Source organism: Mycolicibacterium aichiense (assembly GCF_010726245.1).
GTDB classification, from domain to species: Bacteria; Actinomycetota; Actinomycetes; order Mycobacteriales; family Mycobacteriaceae; genus Mycobacterium; species Mycobacterium aichiense.
In genome coordinates, this window is the sequence record NZ_AP022561.1 from 3288679 (window position 1) to 3306065 (window position 17387).

Annotated in this window: 13 protein-coding genes; 4 read left to right on the forward strand and 9 right to left on the reverse strand. The window is 68.0% G+C overall.

Annotated elements, in window-relative coordinates; translation table 11 throughout:
• Window positions 1-37: 37 nt before the first annotated feature.
• The 3 genes from cydD to G6N32_RS16005 are packed head-to-tail and all read left to right on the forward strand — an operon-like array spanning window position 38 to window position 3789.
• Window positions 38-1642, forward strand: coding sequence for a thiol reductant ABC exporter subunit CydD (gene cydD, locus G6N32_RS15995; RefSeq protein WP_115320427.1), 1605 nt, complete (start codon window positions 38-40; stop codon window positions 1640-1642).
• Entirely contained in the window at window positions 1629-3233 is a 1605-nt protein-coding gene (gene cydC / locus G6N32_RS16000) for a thiol reductant ABC exporter subunit CydC (protein ID WP_115320428.1), read from the forward strand. Before cydD ends, cydC begins: the two co-directional genes overlap by 14 nt.
• 10 nt (window positions 3234-3243) lie before the next feature.
• The gene (locus tag G6N32_RS16005; protein WP_115321273.1) at window positions 3244-3789 is read left to right on the forward strand and encodes a DUF4190 domain-containing protein; all 546 of its coding nucleotides are present in this window, start codon (window positions 3244-3246) and stop codon (window positions 3787-3789) included.
• Window positions 3790-3792: 3 nt separating this feature from the next.
• Here the strand turns inward: G6N32_RS16005 and G6N32_RS16010 are convergent, their stop codons facing one another.
• The 7 genes from G6N32_RS16010 to G6N32_RS16040 all read right to left on the reverse strand — a co-directional run bounded on the left by G6N32_RS16010 (window position 3793) and on the right by G6N32_RS16040 (window position 14628).
• A complete protein-coding gene (locus G6N32_RS16010; RefSeq protein ID WP_115320429.1) occupies window positions 3793-5220 on the reverse strand; it encodes an MprF family protein in 1428 nt (475 codons plus the stop codon).
• A gap of 22 nt (window positions 5221-5242) precedes the next feature.
• Window positions 5243-6109: an acyl-CoA thioesterase gene (locus tag G6N32_RS16015; protein ID WP_115320430.1), complete on the reverse strand. Its 867-nt coding sequence runs from the start codon at window positions 6107-6109 to the stop codon at window positions 5243-5245.
• Between the two features lie 11 nt (window positions 6110-6120).
• A complete protein-coding gene (gene pyk, locus G6N32_RS16020; RefSeq protein ID WP_115320431.1) occupies window positions 6121-7539 on the reverse strand; it encodes a pyruvate kinase in 1419 nt (472 codons plus the stop codon).
• A 68-nt stretch (window positions 7540-7607) separates the two neighbouring features.
• On the reverse strand, window positions 7608-9107 hold the full coding sequence (locus G6N32_RS16025) for a glutamate synthase subunit beta (protein WP_115320432.1): 1500 nt from the start codon (window positions 9105-9107) through the stop codon (window positions 7608-7610).
• Window positions 9100-13662, reverse strand: a complete 4563-nt coding sequence (gene gltB, locus G6N32_RS16030; protein WP_115320433.1) for a glutamate synthase large subunit — start codon at window positions 13660-13662, stop codon at window positions 9100-9102. The genes G6N32_RS16025 and gltB overlap by 8 nt, the downstream gene beginning before the upstream one ends.
• Before the next feature lie 149 nt (window positions 13663-13811).
• Complete coding sequence (locus tag G6N32_RS16035; RefSeq protein ID WP_115320434.1) at window positions 13812-14222, reverse strand: DUF2752 domain-containing protein; 411 nt, start codon at window positions 14220-14222, stop codon at window positions 13812-13814.
• Entirely contained in the window at window positions 14215-14628 is a 414-nt protein-coding gene (locus G6N32_RS16040; RefSeq protein ID WP_115320435.1) for an NINE protein, read from the reverse strand. The genes G6N32_RS16035 and G6N32_RS16040 overlap by 8 nt, the downstream gene beginning before the upstream one ends.
• Window positions 14629-14712: 84 nt before the next feature.
• Here G6N32_RS16040 and G6N32_RS16045 point away from each other — a divergent pair, with 84 nt between their 5' ends.
• Window positions 14713-15543: a hypothetical protein gene (locus tag G6N32_RS16045; RefSeq protein WP_115320436.1), complete on the forward strand. Its 831-nt coding sequence runs from the start codon at window positions 14713-14715 to the stop codon at window positions 15541-15543.
• On the opposite strand, the gene G6N32_RS16050 is transcribed toward G6N32_RS16045, so the two are convergent.
• Both G6N32_RS16050 and G6N32_RS16055 read right to left on the reverse strand, forming a co-directional pair.
• Window positions 15536-16906, reverse strand: a complete 1371-nt coding sequence (locus G6N32_RS16050; protein ID WP_115320437.1) for an FAD-containing oxidoreductase — start codon at window positions 16904-16906, stop codon at window positions 15536-15538. The two genes, G6N32_RS16045 and G6N32_RS16050, sit on opposite strands and share 8 nt — an antisense overlap.
• Entirely contained in the window at window positions 16903-17385 is a 483-nt protein-coding gene (locus tag G6N32_RS16055) for a DUF4126 family protein (protein WP_115320438.1), read from the reverse strand. The genes G6N32_RS16050 and G6N32_RS16055 overlap by 4 nt, the downstream gene beginning before the upstream one ends.
• Window positions 17386-17387: the final 2 nt, after the last annotated feature.

Here is a 17387-nt window from a genome sequence, read left to right on the forward strand (position 1 = left end):
CCCGCTGGACCCACGTCTGTGGCGGGCCTCCTCGGCCGTGCGCCGGTACCTGGTCGCCACCGTCGGCTGCGGAACGCTGATCGCGGGCTGCGCGATCGCCGGCGCGGTGATCCTCGGCCGTCTGGTGGCCGGTGTCATCACCGACCCGGCCACCCGCAGCCTCGACCATTGGCGCGCCGAACTGGCGATCCTGGCCGGGCTCTGGCTGTTTCGGGCGCTGATCCTCTTCCTGCAGGGCCGGCTCGGCCAGCGGGGCGCCAGCGCCGTGATCGCCGATCTCAGCGGCCAGGTGCTGCGCACCGTGACCGCCTTGCCCCCCGGTGTGCGCGACGCCCAGCGCGACGACGCCGCGACCGTGATCACCAGCGGACTCGACGGTCTGCGACCCTATTTCACCGCATATCTGCCAGCGCTGTTTTTGGCAGCGATCCTCACTCCGGCCACTGTGGTGGTGATCGCGTTCAACGACTTTCAGTCCGCGTTGATCGTGCTCGTCGCCCTGCCCCTGATCCCGGTCTTCATGGTGCTGATCGGGCTGGCCACCGCCGAACGATCAGCGGCGGCGCTGGCGGCGATGACCACACTGCAGGGCCGACTGCTGGACCTCATCGCCGGTATCCCCACCCTGCGCGCTCTCGGCCGCGCTGACGGTCCGGCGCAGCGCATCGCCACACTCAGTGCCGCCCATCGTCGTTCGGCCATGGCCACCCTGCGCATCGCATTCCTGTCGGCGCTGGTGCTCGAACTCATCGCCACCCTGGGTGTCGCGCTGGTCGCGGTCAGCATCGGTCTGCGACTGGTATACGGCGAGATGAGCCTGGCCGCCGGGCTGACCGTGCTGTTGCTGGCGCCCGACGTGTTCTGGCCGCTGCGCCGAGTCGGCGTCGAATTTCATGCCGCACAGAACGGAAAGGCCGCGTCGGACAAAGCTTTCGCCTTAATCGAGCAGAATCCCGCGCCGTTGGACGGCATCGGCACCGTCGATGCGGCCGGCGCGGAGATCGTCCTCGACGCCCTGAGCATCGCAGGCCGCGACGGGATGTCCCCGCACCGGCTGTCCGGCCGCATCCTGCCCGGTAGCGTCACCGTGCTCACCGGTGCCAACGGCGCAGGCAAGACCACCACCCTGCTCTCGATAGCCGGACTGGTCAGCCCCACCCACGGCCGCATCACCGTCGACGGTGTCGACGTCGACGATCTGAATCGGCCGGCCTGGTGGCGGCAGCTGGCCTGGCTGGCTCAACGCCCGGTGATCATTCCGGGAACCGTGGCAGAGAACCTGGCGTTGTTCGGTGTCCTCACCGATGCCCAAGCCGCCTGCGACGCAGCCGGTTTCACTGAGGTATTGACCGGACTGCCCGCAGGGGCGGACACCGTGCTGGGCCGCGGCGGGGTGGGATTGTCCCTGGGCCAACGACAGCGGCTGGGCCTGGCCCGGGTCCTCGGGTCCCGCGCGCCCGTGCTGCTGCTCGACGAGCCGACCTCGCACCTGGACGAGGCCACCGAAGCAACGGTGCTGCAAGCGATCCGCGATCGGGCCGCCGCCGGATCCACCGTTGTGGTCGTCGCGCATCGAGACAGTGTGGTCCAGATCGCCGACCACGTCATCGCGGTGGAAGCCGAGCAGCATGCCCACGTTTGACCGGCTCCGGCTGGCGCTCGCCATCGCGCTCGGCGCGCTGGCGCTGGGCAGCGCCCTGGCCTTGGCCGGGGTGTCCGCCTGGCTGATCACCCGCGCGTGGCAGATGCCGCTGGTGCTGGACCTGTCGATCGCCGTGGTGGCAGTGCGCGCACTGGGCATCTCACGCGGGGTGTTCGGTTACTGCGAGCGGTTGGCGTCTCACGACACCGCGCTGCGGGCGGCAGCCAGTGCCCGTGCCGAGATCTACCGCCGCCTTGCCCACGGTCCGGCCGACGTCACGGCACGGCTGCACAGCGGTGACCTGCTGACCCGGGTCGGCGCCGACGTCGACACGCTCGCCGACGTCGCCGTTCGCGCGGCGGTCCCGATCGGTGTCGCTGCGGTCCTCGGCGTCGCCGCCACCGCGGTCATCGCGATGATCTCCCCCGCCGCCGCCGCGGTCCTCGCCGTGTGCCTGCTCGTCGCGGGTGTGCTCGCACCGGTATTGGCGGCACGTGCCGCGCGGGCACAGGAAGTCGTCGCCCGCACGCAGCAATCGGACCGCGACATCGCCGCCGTCACCGCGCTCGAGCATGCCGCCGAGCTGCGGGTCGCCGGCCGACTACCAACACTGATCGCCGAAGCCGAACAGCGCCAGCGGGATTGGGGCTCGGCGATCGACCGCGCGGCGGCACCCGCCGCCGCGGCGACCGCAGTGCCGGCCCTGGCGATCGGAGCCAGCGTGATCGGGGCCGTCGTCGCCGGAATCGGCATCGCCGCACACACCGCCCCCACCACGCTGGCGGTGCTGATGTTGTTGCCGCTCTCTGCATTCGAGGCCACCGCCGCCCTGCCGGGCGCGGCAGTCGCCCTGACCCGTGGCAGAATCGCCGGCGCGCGCCTGCGCGAACTGCTGCCCGTAGAAGCCAGTGAATCTGACGTCGTCGTCACCACTCTCGCCGCGACACCGGCGCTGGCGGCTGACCTGCGTGCCGGTTATCCCGGCGGCCCGGTCGGTGAACATGTCGCTCTGAGGCTGCAACCCGGTGCCCGGCTGGCGATCACCGGGCGCAGCGGCGCAGGTAAGACCGCGCTGCTGATGACGCTGGCCGGGCTGCTGCCACCGGTCGACGGCGCGGTGACCATCGACGGGAACGCGGCGACCGAGCTCACCGAGTCTCAATTACGAAGCGCAATAAACTATTTCGCCGAGGACGCGCACCTGTTCACCACCACTGTCCGGGACAACCTGTTGGTGGCACGGGGCGACCGCACCGACGACGAGCTCACGGACGCGTTGACCGCCGTGGGCCTTGGCGATTGGCTGGCCGGACTGCCCGACGGGCTGGGCACGGTGCTGATCGGCGGTGCGGCCGCGGTGTCGGCCGGTCAACGCCGCAGGCTGCTGCTGGCACGGGTATTGCTGTGCCCGGCACCGATCGTGCTCCTCGACGAACCGACCGAACACCTCGATGCCGCCGACGGTCAACGCATCCTGACCGCCTTGCTCGACGGCAGCCTGCTCGGCGCGCACCGCACCGTGGTGGTCGCCAGTCATCAACTTGGTATCGACATCACCTGTCCGCGACTATCGATCGGCGACGGCGGGTAACGTGCAATCCATGACTGAGCCCCCAGAGCAGGCACCTCAGCAGCCCACCCCGCCCCCGCAGGGGGCACCGCCGCCTCCTCCCCCCGGCTATCCCGCTCCCTCATACGGTCAGTATCCGGGCGGCTACCCGCCCGCGCCGCCGCAGCCGTATGCCGGTTACGCGCCACCGCCCACCGGCCCCCGCAACGGCCTGGGCGTCACCGCCCTGGTGATCGCGATCGTCGCACTGCTGTCGTCGTTCTCCGTGGTCGGCGGCGTCATCCTGGGCATCGTGGCGGTCATCATCGGCTTCGCCGGTCGCAGCCGCGTCAAGCGCGGAGAGGCCAACAACGGCGGCGTCGCACTCGCCGGTGTCATCCTCGGTTTCCTGGCGATCATCGTCGGCCTTGCATTCATCGCCGTGTGGGTCGGGGTGTTCAAAGAGGTCGGCGCCACCGACTACATCGACTGCCTGCAGAAGGCCGGCCAGGACCAGCAGCAGGTTCAGCAGTGCGCCGACGAGTTCAAGCAGTCAGTGGAGAACAAGTTCAGCGTCACCTTGACGCCGACGCCGTAGGACCTATCGGTCGTCCTCCCCGGACTCCGTGGGCAGCTGCCGCCGCCGGGGGCAGAACTCCAGCGAGAGCAACACCACCAGAAGCGGCAGCACCTGCCTCAGCGGCAGCAGCACGTACCGGCGATCGCCGAGGGCGTGGAACTTGCGCAGGTAGCGGTACAGCGACTCCAACGCGATCAGCGAGTCGCCCAGATGGATCGCCGTGTAGAAGAACGCGCTGAGCGCTCCCCGCTGCTTTTCATTGAAGATTTCCGGGAACGCCGCGAAAGCCAGCGAAAGACGTTGCGCGCCTTGGGCTTTCATCGCGTTGACCATGTCGACGGAAAGCCGCTCGTCGATGCCGTTCGGGGCGCCGCGCCGCCGCCACGGGACGTCGAGGGTGATGTCGGTGCCGCCACCGGCGACCGCGTAGCGATGAAATCCCTGCACCCGGCCCGCCCGGTCGCGCGCGACGATCAGCAGGATGCCGGGATAGCGACCGGTGAGCGTGGCATCGAGAATCATCGAGAAGCCACGCTCGGTGCGCGACCCTTTGGCCGACGACAGCAGCACGTCGGTGAGTTCGGCCAGCCGGCGGTCGTCGAGTTCGGATTCGGCGACGATCTCGGTGCTGATCCCGAAGTTGTGGGTGCGCTGCACCGCCTGACGCAGGTTGCGGAACTTACGGCCCACCAAGTCGAAGGACGGCACGTCGATCACCACGTCGCGTCCGATCGGGACCGGTCGCAGGGTCTGCCCGATCACCGCGGGATCACGCCACAGCCCCAGCCTGTGCTCGCTGCAGCCCAGTACGACCACCCGCCAGCCGTGGGTGTGGCACATGCCGGTGAAGTCGCCGACGAGTTCCTCGTAACGGCGTTCGTCACCGATCGGGTCACCACTGACCACGGCGTACCCCAGCCGGGTGCGGTAGGCGACCGCGGCGGTGCCATCGGCGCTGAAGAAGTAACTCTTGAGGTTCTGCATCGCGAACGGTGCCACCGGGTCACCACTGGTCGCATCGACCAGGGCCCACACCCTGGCCAGCTGCGACGGATCCGGTCGCGCGGTCGTCGGCCACATCAGCAGCAACCCCGAGGACGCGATCAACACGTCGCCGGTGAGGTCGAAGGCCAGCAGGTGGGCGGCGAAACCGGCGAGCACCGCCGTCGCGGCGGCGATCGCGTGCGCGGCGGTCACCGGCCGGCCGAGAAAGATGCCCCGCGCGATCAAGGCCACGGCGGCCAGGATCGTCAGCGACCACGCCACCCGGCTGTCGGTGTGCCAGTCGGTGTGGTCGCGGTGCGCGCGGACCATCAGGACGGTGAGCCAACTGCTCGCGATCAGCAATGCCAACGCGCCCACCCAGCGCGCGGCCAGGGTGTCGACATTCACGACAACCCGTTCCCTCGCGCGCAAACGCTGCGCGACCTGAACCGGCGGCTCGGTCACGTGATCGACGATACGCCGTCTATCAGGCGTTTCCGGGGAAGTGCTTGACGATGCCCTCCTGGGTGACGGTGGCCACCACCTCTCCGGTCGGGTTGAAGAAGTGGCCGGTGCCCAGGCCGCGGGACTCCGCGGCCACCGGCGAGTTCGTCGAATAGAGCACCCACTCGGAGAAGTCGACCTGCCGGTGGAACCACAGCGAATGGTTGACCGTGACCGCGAAGATGCGGTCCCAGCCCCAGGACAGACCGTGGGTGGTGATGATCGAGTCCAGGATCGTGGTGTCGGACGAATAGATCATCGCGGCGGTGTGCAGAGTCGGGTCGTCCGGCATCGCGCCATCAGCCTTCAGCCACACCTGATTTGCGGTCAGCATGGCGTTCTTCTCGCGCATGATCCACGACGGGTCGTTGGTGTAACGCCACTCGATCGGGCGCAGCGCCGCGACGAATCCGGGCACCACCTTCTCGTACCCGACAAGCAGCTCGTCGATCGTGGGCAGCGTCTCCGGCGCGGGCAGGTCGGGCATCGGGGTGTTGTGTTCCAGGCCGCTGCCCGCCGACAGGTAGGACACCAGCGCGGTGGCCAGAAGCGTGCCGTTCTGCACGGCGTCGACTCGCCGGTTGGCGAACCGCCGCTCGTCGCGCAGCCGCACGACGTGGAATTCGATGTCGGACTCCGGATCGCCGCCGGCGATGAAATGCACCGACAGCGCACTCGGCGCGATCTGGTGACGAAGGGTCCGGGTGGCCGCCACAAAAGCCTGGGCCATCAGCTGCCCGCCGAAGGTGCGCGGCGGGTTCTTGTGCGGATGTGCACCGAGGAACACGTCGTCGCCGACTGGGGAGAGATCGAGAATGGCCAGCAGCTCGTCGAGGTCCGCGTTGGCCAAGAGTTCTCTCCCTAGTGGTCGTCCTCCCCGATCCGGTGGACATGGATCAGGTTTGTCGAGCCTACTGTGCCCGGCGGAGCACCTGCGACGATGATCACGAGGTCACCGCGCTTGTACCGGCCCAGCTCCAGCATCGAGCGGTCCACCTCGCGGATCATGTCGTCGGTGGTTTCCATGTGCCCGACGATGAACGTCTCCGTGCCCCAGGTCAGGGCGAGCTGACTGCGCACCTCCGGCAGCGCGGTGAACGCCAGCAGTGGCAGCGGGGTGTGCAGCCGGGCCAGCCGCCGCACGGTGTCCCCGGACTGGGTGAAGGCGACCAGAGCCTTGGCGTCGAGGCGCTCACCGATGTCGCGAGCGGCATAGGAGATGACGCCCCGCTTGGTGCGCGGGACGTGGGTCAGCGGCGGCGCCGCCGTCGAGTTCTCCTCGACGGCACCGATGATGCGAGCCATGGTCCGCACCGCCTCGAGCGGGTACTTGCCGACCGAGGTCTCCCCGGACAGCATGACCGCGTCGGCGCCGTCCAGCACGGCGTTGGCGACGTCGGAGGCCTCGGCCCGGGTGGGCCGGGAGTTCTCGATCATCGACTCGAGCATCTGGGTGGCCACGATCACCGGCTTGGCGTTCTCGCGGGCCATCTGGATGGCCCGCTTCTGCACCAGCGGGACCTCTTCGAGCGGCAGCTCGACGCCGAGGTCACCGCGGGCCACCATGACCGCGTCGAAGGCCAGCACGATCGCTTCGAGATTGTCGATCGCTTCGGGTTTTTCCAGCTTCGCGATCACCGGGACGCGACGGCCGACCCGGTCCATCACCTCGTGCACCAGCTCGACATCGGCCGGTGACCGCACGAACGACAGCGCCACCAGATCCACGCCCAGGCGCAGTGCGAACTCGAGATCCTCGATGTCCTTCTCGGACAGCGCAGGCACCGACACGTTCATGCCGGGCAGTGACAGGCCTTTGTTGTTGCTGACCGGGCCGCCCTCGGTGACCATGCAGACCACGTCGTCGCCGTCGATGTGTTCGACGACCAGGGCGACTTTGCCGTCGTCCACCAACAGCCGGTCACCCGGCTGGGCATCCCTGGCGAGGTTCTTGTAGGTGGTCGACACCCGGTCGTGGTTGCCCTCGAAGTGCTCGACGGTGATCCGCACCGTCTCACCGTTGGCCCAATACGTCGGACCGTCGGCGAACCGGCCCAGCCTGATCTTGGGCCCCTGCAGGTCAGCGAGGATCCCGACGGCACGCCCGGTCACATCGGAGGCCTGGCGAACCCGCTTGTAGGCCGCCTCATGGTCGACATAGTCACCGTGGCTGAAGTTCAGGCGGGCCACATCCATGCCGGCGTCGACCAAAGCTCTCACCGACTCATCGGTGCTGGTGGCTGGGCCGAGCGTACAGACAATCTTCCCGCGTCTACTCACGACGACTCAGCATAGTCGCGGTTCATGGGCATCTCGACCGATACAGATGGCGGCGGCACGCTATTCACTCAACCGACGGCCAATGGCAATTGGTGCGGCCGTACCGGCTCCGGGAGATCCGACTCACCCATGAGATACGCATCAACCGCGTGAGCGGCGGCGCGCCCCTCGGCGATCGCCCACACCACCAGCGAGGCGCCGCGGTGGGCGTCGCCGCAAACAAACACGCCGGGCGCGTCGGTCTGCCAGTCCGATCCACAGCTGATGACCCCGCGCGGGCTGAGCGCGATGCCGAGGTCGTCGAGAAGTGTCATGTGTTCGACGCCTTCGAAGCCGATCGCCAGCAGCGCCAGATCACACGGGATCTCCATGGCCTCCCCGACCGGTGTGATGACCCGCCGGCCGTCGATCCGCTCGACCTTCACCTCGGCGATCTCCAGTGCGCGCAGATTGCCCTCGGCGTCACCGACGAACCGCTGCACCGCGACCTGATAGTGGACGGTGCCGCCCTCGGCATGCGCAGGCGACGTGCGCAGCACCAGCGGCCAGGTGGGCCACGGGGTCAGCTCGTCGTTGCGGACATCCGGGGGTTGCGGGTTGTAGTCCAGCTGGGTCACCGATGCCGCGGCCTGGCGGTGTGCGGTGCCCAGACAGTCGGCTCCGGTGTCACCGCCGCCGATGATCACCACATGCTTGTCCTTGGCGGACAGCGGCGACGGCCCATCTCCCTCGCACTCCCGGTTGGCCGGGACCAGATGCTCCATCGCCAGGTGAACGCCCGCCAGATGACGGCCCTCGACGTCGGTGTCGCGACCGCGCAACGCGCCGACGGCCAGCACGACGGCGTCAAACCGGTTGCGCAGCTCCTCGACCGAGACATCCACGCCGACTTCGCATTCGGTGACGAAACGCGTTCCCTCGGCGCGCATCTGGGCCAACCGCTGGTTCAGCGTGGCCTTCTCCAGCTTGTACTCGGGGATTCCATAGCGCAGCAGACCGCCAAGGCGGTCGTCGCGCTCGTAGACGGTGACGTGGTGACCGGCGCGGGTCAGCTGCTGGGCTGCGGCCAGTCCCGCGGGTCCGGACCCGACGATCGCGACGTTGCGGCCGGTGCCGATCGCGGCGGGCTGCGCCTCGACGATGCCCATCCGCCAGGCTTGGTCGGCGATGGTGTTCTCGATCCGCTTGATCGTCACGCTGCCGCCGGTCTGGTCCTCGGCGATGGACAGCACACAGGCCGCTTCACACGGCGCCGGGCACAGGCGGCCGGTGAACTCCGGGAAATTGTTGGTGGCGTGCAGACGTTCGCTTGCGGCATCCCAGCGGCCGCGGCGGACCAGGTCGTTCCATTCCGGAATCAGGTTGCCCAGTGGACACCCCGCAGTTCCGGAGTGGCAGAACGGGATTCCGCAGTCCATGCAGCGGCGGGCCTGCTGCGCCACCTCAGCGGCGCGTTCCTGGGGATTCTGACGCTCGTACACCTCGCGCCAGTCCCCGATCCGCTCGTCGACGGTCCGCTTGGCGGCCTCGATCTTCGGAACCTTCAGAAATCCGGTGGGATCAGCCACGTGTCGCCTCCATGATCGCGGTGTCCACGTCACGCCCCTCCGCCTTGGCCATCCGGGTGGCCTCGAGCACCTTCCGGTAGTCGGTGGGCATGATCTTGGTGAATTGTGCGCTGCGCCTGGGCCAGTCCGAGAGCACCGAGCGGGCCAGCGTGCTGCCGGTGTACCGGGCATGGCGAGCCACGACGTCGTGCAGCCATTCCAGGTCGTCGGGGTCCGGGGCGTGCAACTCGACCATCGCCGTGTTGACCATGGCCGGGTCAAGACCCAGCACATAGGCGATGCCGCCGGACATTCCCGCCGCCATGTTGCGCCCGGTGCGGCCCAGCACGACGACGCGGCCACCGGTCATGTACTCGCAGGCGTGGTCCCCGACCCCTTCGGTCACCGCGAGCGCACCGGAGTTGCGGGCGGCGAACCGCTCCCCGACCCGGCCGCGCAGATACACCTCTCCCGAGGTCGCCCCGTACAGCAGGGTGTTGCCTGCGATCACGTTGTCCTCCGGCAGGAACAGGACATCGTCGGGCGGCCGGACGATCACCCGGCCACCGGAAAGGCCTTTGCCCACATAGTCGTTGGCGTCCCCGATCAGGTCGAGGGTGATACCGGGCGGCAGGAACGCGCCGATGGACTGACCGGCTGAGCCGGTGAGCGTGATGTGGATGGTGTCATCCGGCAGGCCCTGGGCACCGTAGCGCCGGGTGACCTCCGAACCCAGCAGGGTGCCGACCGTGCGGTTGACGTTGCGGACCGGCAGTTCCAGCCGCACCGGGTGGGCGTCCTCCAGCGCGCCCTCGGCCAGCGCAACCAGCGTCTGGTCCAGAGCATGCTCGAGGCCGTGTTCCTGATCCCGCAGCCGCCGTCGCTGCGGCAACGCACCGCCGTGCGCATCGGTGGGCACCGCGAAGATCGGGCTCAGGTCAAGGCCCTTGGTCTTCCAGTGCGCCACCCCGTGATCGGTGTCGAGCACCTCCGCGTGGCCGACGGCCTCGTCGATACTGCGGAAGCCCAACTCGGCCAGCATCACCCGGACGTCTTCGGCGATGAACCGGAAGAAGTTCTCGACGAACTCCGGCTTGCCGTTGAAACGTGCTCGCAGTTCCGGGTTTTGGGTGGCGACCCCGACCGGGCAGGTGTCGAGGTGGCAGACCCGCATCATGATGCACCCGGCCACCACCAAGGGCGCGGTGGAGAAGCCGAATTCCTCGGCGCCGAGCAGGGCGGCGACCATGACGTCGCGGGCGGTGCGCAGACCGCCGTCACACTGCACGGTGATGCGATCGCGAAGCCCGTTGAGCACCAACGTCTGCTGGGTGTCGGCCAGGCCGATCTCCCACGGCGCCCCGGCATGCTTGAGGCTGGTCAGCGGCGCCGCGCCGGTGCCGCCATCGTATCCGGAGATCAGCACGACGTCGGCGTGCGCCTTGGACACCCCGGCCGCCACCGTGCCGACCCCGACCGAACTGACCAGCTTCACGTGGATCCGGGCTTGGGAGTTGGCGTTTTTGAGGTCGTGGATCAGCTGCGCCAGATCCTCGATGGAGTAGATGTCGTGGTGCGGTGGGGGCGAGATCAAACCCACGCCAGGAGTGGAGTGCCGGGTCTTGGCGATGTTCGGATACACCTTGAAGCCGGGCAGCTGCCCACCCTCGCCGGGCTTGGCGCCCTGGGCCATCTTGATCTGAATGTCGGTCGCGTTGACCAAATAGTCACTGGTGACACCGAACCTGCCGGACGCCACCTGTTTGACCGCACTGCGCCGGCGAGGGTCGTAGAGCCGGTCTTCGTCTTCGCCGCCTTCACCGCTGTTGGAACGCCCGCCGAGGTTGTTCATGGCGATGGCCATGGTCTCGTGGGCTTCCTGTGAGATCGAGCCGTAGCTCATGGCGCCGGTGTTGAAGCGGCTGCAGATGGCCTCGACGGACTCCACCTCGGTCAGCGGAACCGGCGGCCGCAGCCCCTTCTTGAAGCCGAACAGGCCGCGCAGCGTACCGCCCTCGCGGGACAGCCGGTTGACCTCCGCGGAGTACTTGGCGAACACCTCGCCCTGTCCGGTTCGGGTCGAATGCTGAAGCAGGAAGACCGTTTCCGGGGTGAACAGGTGCAGTTCTCCCTCGCGACGGAACTGGTATTCGCCGCCGATATCGAGGCGGCGATGCACCCGCTCGGTGGGATTCTCCGGGTAGGCGCGACGATGCCGCGACTTGACCTCGTCGGCCAGCACGTCGAGTCCGACGCCGCCGAGTTGGCTGACTGTGCCGGTGAGGTATTCGTCGACCACATCCTTGGACAGACCGATGGCTTCGAAAGCCTGTGCGCCCGTGTAGGACCCGACGGTCGAGATGCCCATCTTGCTCATCACCTTCATGACGCCCTTACCGAGCGCCTTGAGGTAGTTGCGCACGGCGGTGCCCGGGTCGATGCCGGTGAGTTCGCCTTCGCGGATCAGGTCCTCGATCGACTCGAACGCCAGATACGGGTTGACCGCGGCGGCCCCGTACCCGATCAGCAGCGCGATGTGGTGGACCTCGCGGGCGTCACCGCTTTCCACCACCAGCGCGACCATGGTGCGCTGCTTGGTCCGGACCAGGTGGTGGTGCACCGCGGCGACCGCCAGCAGTGACGGGATCGGTGCCCGGGTGTGGTCGGAGTCGCGGTCGGAGATGACCAGGGTGCGTGCGCCTTTGGCGATCGCGTCGGATGCGCGGTGACGCAGCTCCTCGATGGCCTCGGCCAGGCCGTCGCCGCCGCGCTCGACGTCGTAGAGCGACCGCAGCACGGCGGACTTGAGGCCGGGCTGCTCCCCGTCGTCGTTGATGTGGACGATCCGGTTCAGCTCGTCGTTGTCCAGAACCGGCCAGTGCAGCAGGATCTGGCGGCAGGAGGCGGCCGTCGGCTCGAGCAGGTTCTGTTCGGGGCCCATGACACGCGCCATCGAGGTGACGATCTCCTCGCGGATGGCGTCCAGCGGCGGGTTCGTCACCTGGGCGAACAGTTCGACGAAGTAGTCGTAGATCAGCTTGGGGCGCTGGGACAGAACGGCGACCGGGGTGTCGGTGCCCATCGATCCGAGCGGTTCCTGGCCGGAGGCGGCCATCGGGGTGAGCATGATCCGCAGGTCTTCTTCGGTGTAGCCGAAGGCGACCTGGCGCCGCACCACCGATTCGTGGTTCGGCGAGACCCGGGTCCGGGCCGGCAGGGTCGCCAGGTCCAGCAGACCGGCGTGCAGCCATTCGGCGTACGGCGCCTCGGCGGCGAGCTCACCCTTGATCTCGTCGTCGCTCACGATGCGCCCGGCGGCGGTGTCGATCAGGAACATCTTGCCCGGCTCCAACCGCCCTTTGGCCACCACTTCGCCCGGCGGGATGTCCAGCACGCCGCTTTCACTGGCCAGGATCACCCGGTCGTCGATGGTGCGCCACCACCGGCCGGGCCGTAAGCCGTTGCGGTCCAGGACCGCTCCCACAAGTGTGCCGTCGGTGAACGTCACGCAGGCCGGTCCGTCCCACGGCTCCATCAGCGATGCGTGGTACTGACAGAACGCCCGGCGGGCCGGAGCAAGAGTGGTGTTGTTCTCCCACGCCTCGGGGATCATCATCATCACGGCGTGCGGCAGACTGCGGCCGCCGAGGTGCAGCAGCTCGAGCACCTGGTCGAAGGACGCGGAATCCGACGCATCGGGAGTGCAGATCGGTGAAAGCCGGCTCAGGTCACCGGGAATCATGGCGCTGGCCAGCATCGCTTCCCGGGCGTGCATCCGGTTGCGGTTGCCCCGCACGGTGTTGATTTCACCGTTGTGCGCCACGAACCGGAATGGATGCGCCAGCGGCCAGGACGGAAACGTGTTGGTGGAGAAGCGGCTGTGCACGATCGCGATCGCGCTGCGGCACCGGTCGTCGCGCAGATCGGGAAAGTATTGCGGCAGCTGCATTGTGGTGAGCATGCCCTTGTAGGCGATCGTGCGGCTGGACAGCGACGGGAAGTAGACGCTGTCGGGCCCCTGCTCGGCGCGCTTGCGCAGCGGGTAGACCAGGCGGTCGAGGTCGATCCCGCCGGCCCGGTGACCGTTTCGTTCGGGAGCTGCGACGAACAGCATCGACATGTGCGGCATGCAGCCCAGCGCGGTGGCGCCGACTTCGGCGCCGTCAGGGTCGACCGGCACGGCGCGCCACCCGAGGACCTCGAGGCCCTCCTCCTCGGCGATGGCCTCGACCCGGCCGATCGCGGCTTGCCTAGCGGCCGGATCCATCGGCAGAAAGCAGATGCCTGCGGCAAAGGTGTTGCAGCCGTTCACCGTTGGCGCGGGAAGGTCGAATTCGGCGACGGCGGAAAGTAACTCGACCGGCAATTGCAGCAGGATTCCGGCGCCGTCTCCGCTGTTGGGTTCTGCACCGGCGGCACCGCGGTGTTCGAGGTGTTCGAGCGCCGTCAGCCCGTCGGCGACGATCTGGTGTGACCGTCGGCCCTGGATGTCGGCCACCATCGCCACACCGCACGAGTCGGACTCGTGCCGGGGGTCGTAGAGACCCTGCGCTTCGGGAAGTGCCGAGAACAGCATTCCACGCTCCTCCGCGGTCGGTCATGCGGCGGAAAGCTGGTGTGCGCGATGCGCGTGGTGATTGGCCTTACCGCAGTCTGACGTGTGATGTCTGGGACTGCACCGGCCCGATGAATTTCAGCACTGAGTGTATCAGCGCGGTGTGGGCATCACTGCCCAATAAGTGTGGGCACCAGCGGGAAGCCGGGCAGGTTCCGGATGACCGTCCAGCTGATCGCCGCGACGGCGATCACGCTGATCGCCGACAGCGGAAACGCCCGTTCCCCTCGCTGGATCCGCCAGATCACCCAGACCGCCAGCAAGGGCAGACCGACCAGCAGGAACACGTTGTCGACGACCGCTGCTGCGACGTCGCCGTGCAGCAGGTCATGTGTCATCCGCAGGCCACCGCACGCCGGACAGTTCCAGCCGGTGAGCAACCGGAACGGGCACGGCGGAAACAGTGAGCCGGGCCGGTGCGGGTCGGCAATGCCGACGTAGGTGAGCGCACCGATCCCCAGGGCACCGGTAGCGACCCCGGTGTAGAGCCGGGTTCTGCGACGGTGGTCGACGCTACCCATCACGCAGGGGACGTCCCTGCGGGTCGCGCACCTTGTCGGTCAGGATCATGACGCCGTCGATGATCCCCCAGATGACCGCGCCGATGCCGCAGGTGACGAGGCCGACGAGCAGCTGGGCGATACCCAGTCCGGTGTAGCCGAGGTAGATGCGCCCGATCCCCACCAGGCCGAACAATCCGAGCAGCTGCAGCAACCCGGCGACGATCTTGGATTTGTCCGACAGGGGCTCGCCGGTGACCGGATGGCGGCCGAACGGTGCCGAGGGGTCCACGTAGCCACCCGGGCCCGGATACTGCGGCGGCATCGGGTAATTCGGCGGGGCCTGGTAATTCGGCGGGGCCTGGTAGTTGGGCGGCGGTGCGCCCTCGGTGCCTCCGAACTGCGGCTCAGTCATGCCCCACAGCATGCCAGAGCGGCGCCCAACCCAGAAGGGCAGAAATTTTACGGATACGTCAGTTCATGATGCATCCGGCCAATAAGGTCCCAGGTCATGAACCGCTACTTCTCGATCGCACTCGGCGCATTGACCGCCGGAACCATGGCCATGGGGCTCGGCTGCGGGACAGCGGAGGCCAGCTGCGCGTCGGTGTTCGGCTTCGGCAACAGTGCGCAGTGCACCAGCAGTCCGACCACGATTGCGATCGCGCTCGGGTCGGGGGCCTCAGCACGCGCCGAGGGCGGCCTCGGCGCCGCACTCGCCCTCGGCGACGGGGCCTTCGCCGGCGCGTTCGGCTGGTTCGGATCGGCGACGGCGCTGGGCAATGGCAGCAAAGCGGTCGCCACCAGTCTGGGCCTGGCGTTATCGGCGGGGCCGAACGCCGACACCCACGCCGGCGCCGCGGAGACGGAGGTGCTGAATCTCGCGGTCTCCATCGGAAGCTCCAACGCCGAAGCCCTTGGCGTCGCCAACGTCGCGGTGAACCTGTTCGGTGGCGGGTCGGAAGTGCTGAGTTTCGGCACCGGCAACGCCGCCTTCAACACCGGCGACCAGAGCTTTGTCCACGCGTTCGGCACGCTCAGCAGCGCGACCAATCTCGGGACGTACAACGCGTTCGTCACGACAACGCCCCAAGGCACGGCCAATTCCGTCTTCAGTGTGCTGGGCTCGAACAACAAGGTTCAGGCGGGCAACGGCCCGGTGGCAATCGCCGGGGCGTTGTTCACCAGCAACCAGTTCCTGCTGAAGTCCGGACCCGGCTTCAACATCAACGGAGTCAAAGCGGGCGGCGCTGCCGCCACCCCGCCGGCCACCGCGACGGGCGCGAAACACACTGCAGCCAAAGGTGTTGCCGGGAGCAAGCGGAGACCTGCCGCTAAGTAAGCGGTTCCATCTCCTGCAGCATGGTCGGCACCAACTCGCTGACGGTCGGGTGGATGTGCATGGTGCGCGAGATCGCCGTGTAGGGCTTCTTGGCGGACATGATGTCGAGGATCGAATGGATGACCTCGTCGCCGCCGACCCCGAGGACCGCCGCCCCGAGGATCTCCTCGGTGTCGGCATCGACGACGATCTGCATGAAACCTTGCGTCTCACCCTTTTCCACCGCGCGGCCGACTCTGGTCATCGGACGCCGCCCGACCAGGGCCCGACGGCCGGACTTACGCACCTGCTCGACGGTCATGCCGGCCCGGCCCAGCGGCGGGTCGATGTAAAGGGCGTAGGTCGGCACCCGGTCGCTGACCCGGCGCGGATCGTCGTCGAGGAGGTTGGCCGCGACGATCTCGAAGTCGTTGTAGGAGGTGTGGGTGAAGGCCCCCTTGCCGTTACAGTCCCCCATCGCCCAGATGTGCTCGGCACTGGTTCGTAGTTGGTCGTCGACGACGATGTAGCCGCGACCGTCGACCTCGACACCGGCCCGGTCCAGGCCGAGGTCGTCGGTGTTGGGTTGGCGGCCAACGGCCACCAGTAGGTGTGAGCCGGCGATGGGCTTCGCCCCATCGTACGGAGTCACCTCGAAACCGTTGTCCCGCTTGGTGAAACGCAGATCGGATGCGCCGGTGACGACGGCGATGCCCTCGGCGGTGAGGATGTCCTCGATGGCCGCGGAGATATCCTCGTCCTCGCGCGGCGTGAGCCTGGGCCCCCGTTCGAGCACGGTGACCCGAGCGCCGAACCGGCGGTACATCTGGGCGAACTCCAGCCCGATGTAGCTGCCGCCGACGATCACGAGGTGGTCGGGAATCGTGTCGAGCTCCAGGATGCCGACATTGGTCAGGTAGTCGATGTCGGCGAGGCCCGGCAGCTCCGGCACCACCGCCCGGCCTCCGACGTTGAGGAAGATCCGCTCGGCTGTCAGGACCTCGTCCCCGACGCGGATGGTATGCGGGTCCTCGAAGCGGGCATGTCCTCGAATCAGCGTGCAGCCCGGCATGCCCTCGATCCAGGACTCGACGCCACTGCGGTCGCCCAGCACGATTCCGTCCTTGCGCGCCTTCACTTTTGCCATGTCGACCGACACGTCACCGGTGGACACCCCGTAGTCGGCACCGCGCCGCGCGGTGTGGGCGGTATGCGCACTGGCGACCAGGGTCTTGGTCGGTATGCAGCCGGAGTTGACGCACGTTCCGCCGACGAGTTTGCGTTCGATCACCGCGACGGTCTGACCGGCATCCGTCAATCGTCCGGCCAACGGCGGGCCGGCCTGTCCGGCGCCGACGATGATCGCGTCGAAGTGGGCGGTCACAGCAGGCTGACCAGATACGCAACCAGGAAGCCACCGCTCACTGCGATCACGTCCTCGCCGATCGCCACCGGCAGATCACGGCCGCCGTTGGCTGCCACCAGCCGTGAGCGTGCTTCGTAGCCGCCGAGGGTGCCGAGAACGGCGCCGATGATGCCGGCCCCGAGGGAACTGAACGTGTGAAAGAACGCGCTGCCGATCACCGCGCCCGCGAACGCACCGGTGAGCAGGCGGGTCAGAAATTGCGCGGTGCTCTTGCGGCTGGGCGTCTTCGGCAGCTGATCGGTGACGAGTTCGACCAACAGCAGGACCGTCAGCACGGCCACCGTGATCCAACTGCCCACCCATGAGGACCATTTGTCCGTGACGTCGATCCACCCGAGAAAAGCGCCCCACGCCACGACCGCCGGCGCGGTCATCGCGCGCAGTCCGGCGACCACGCCGATCAGTAGGGCCAGCAACAGAACGAGTACGTGCGTCATGG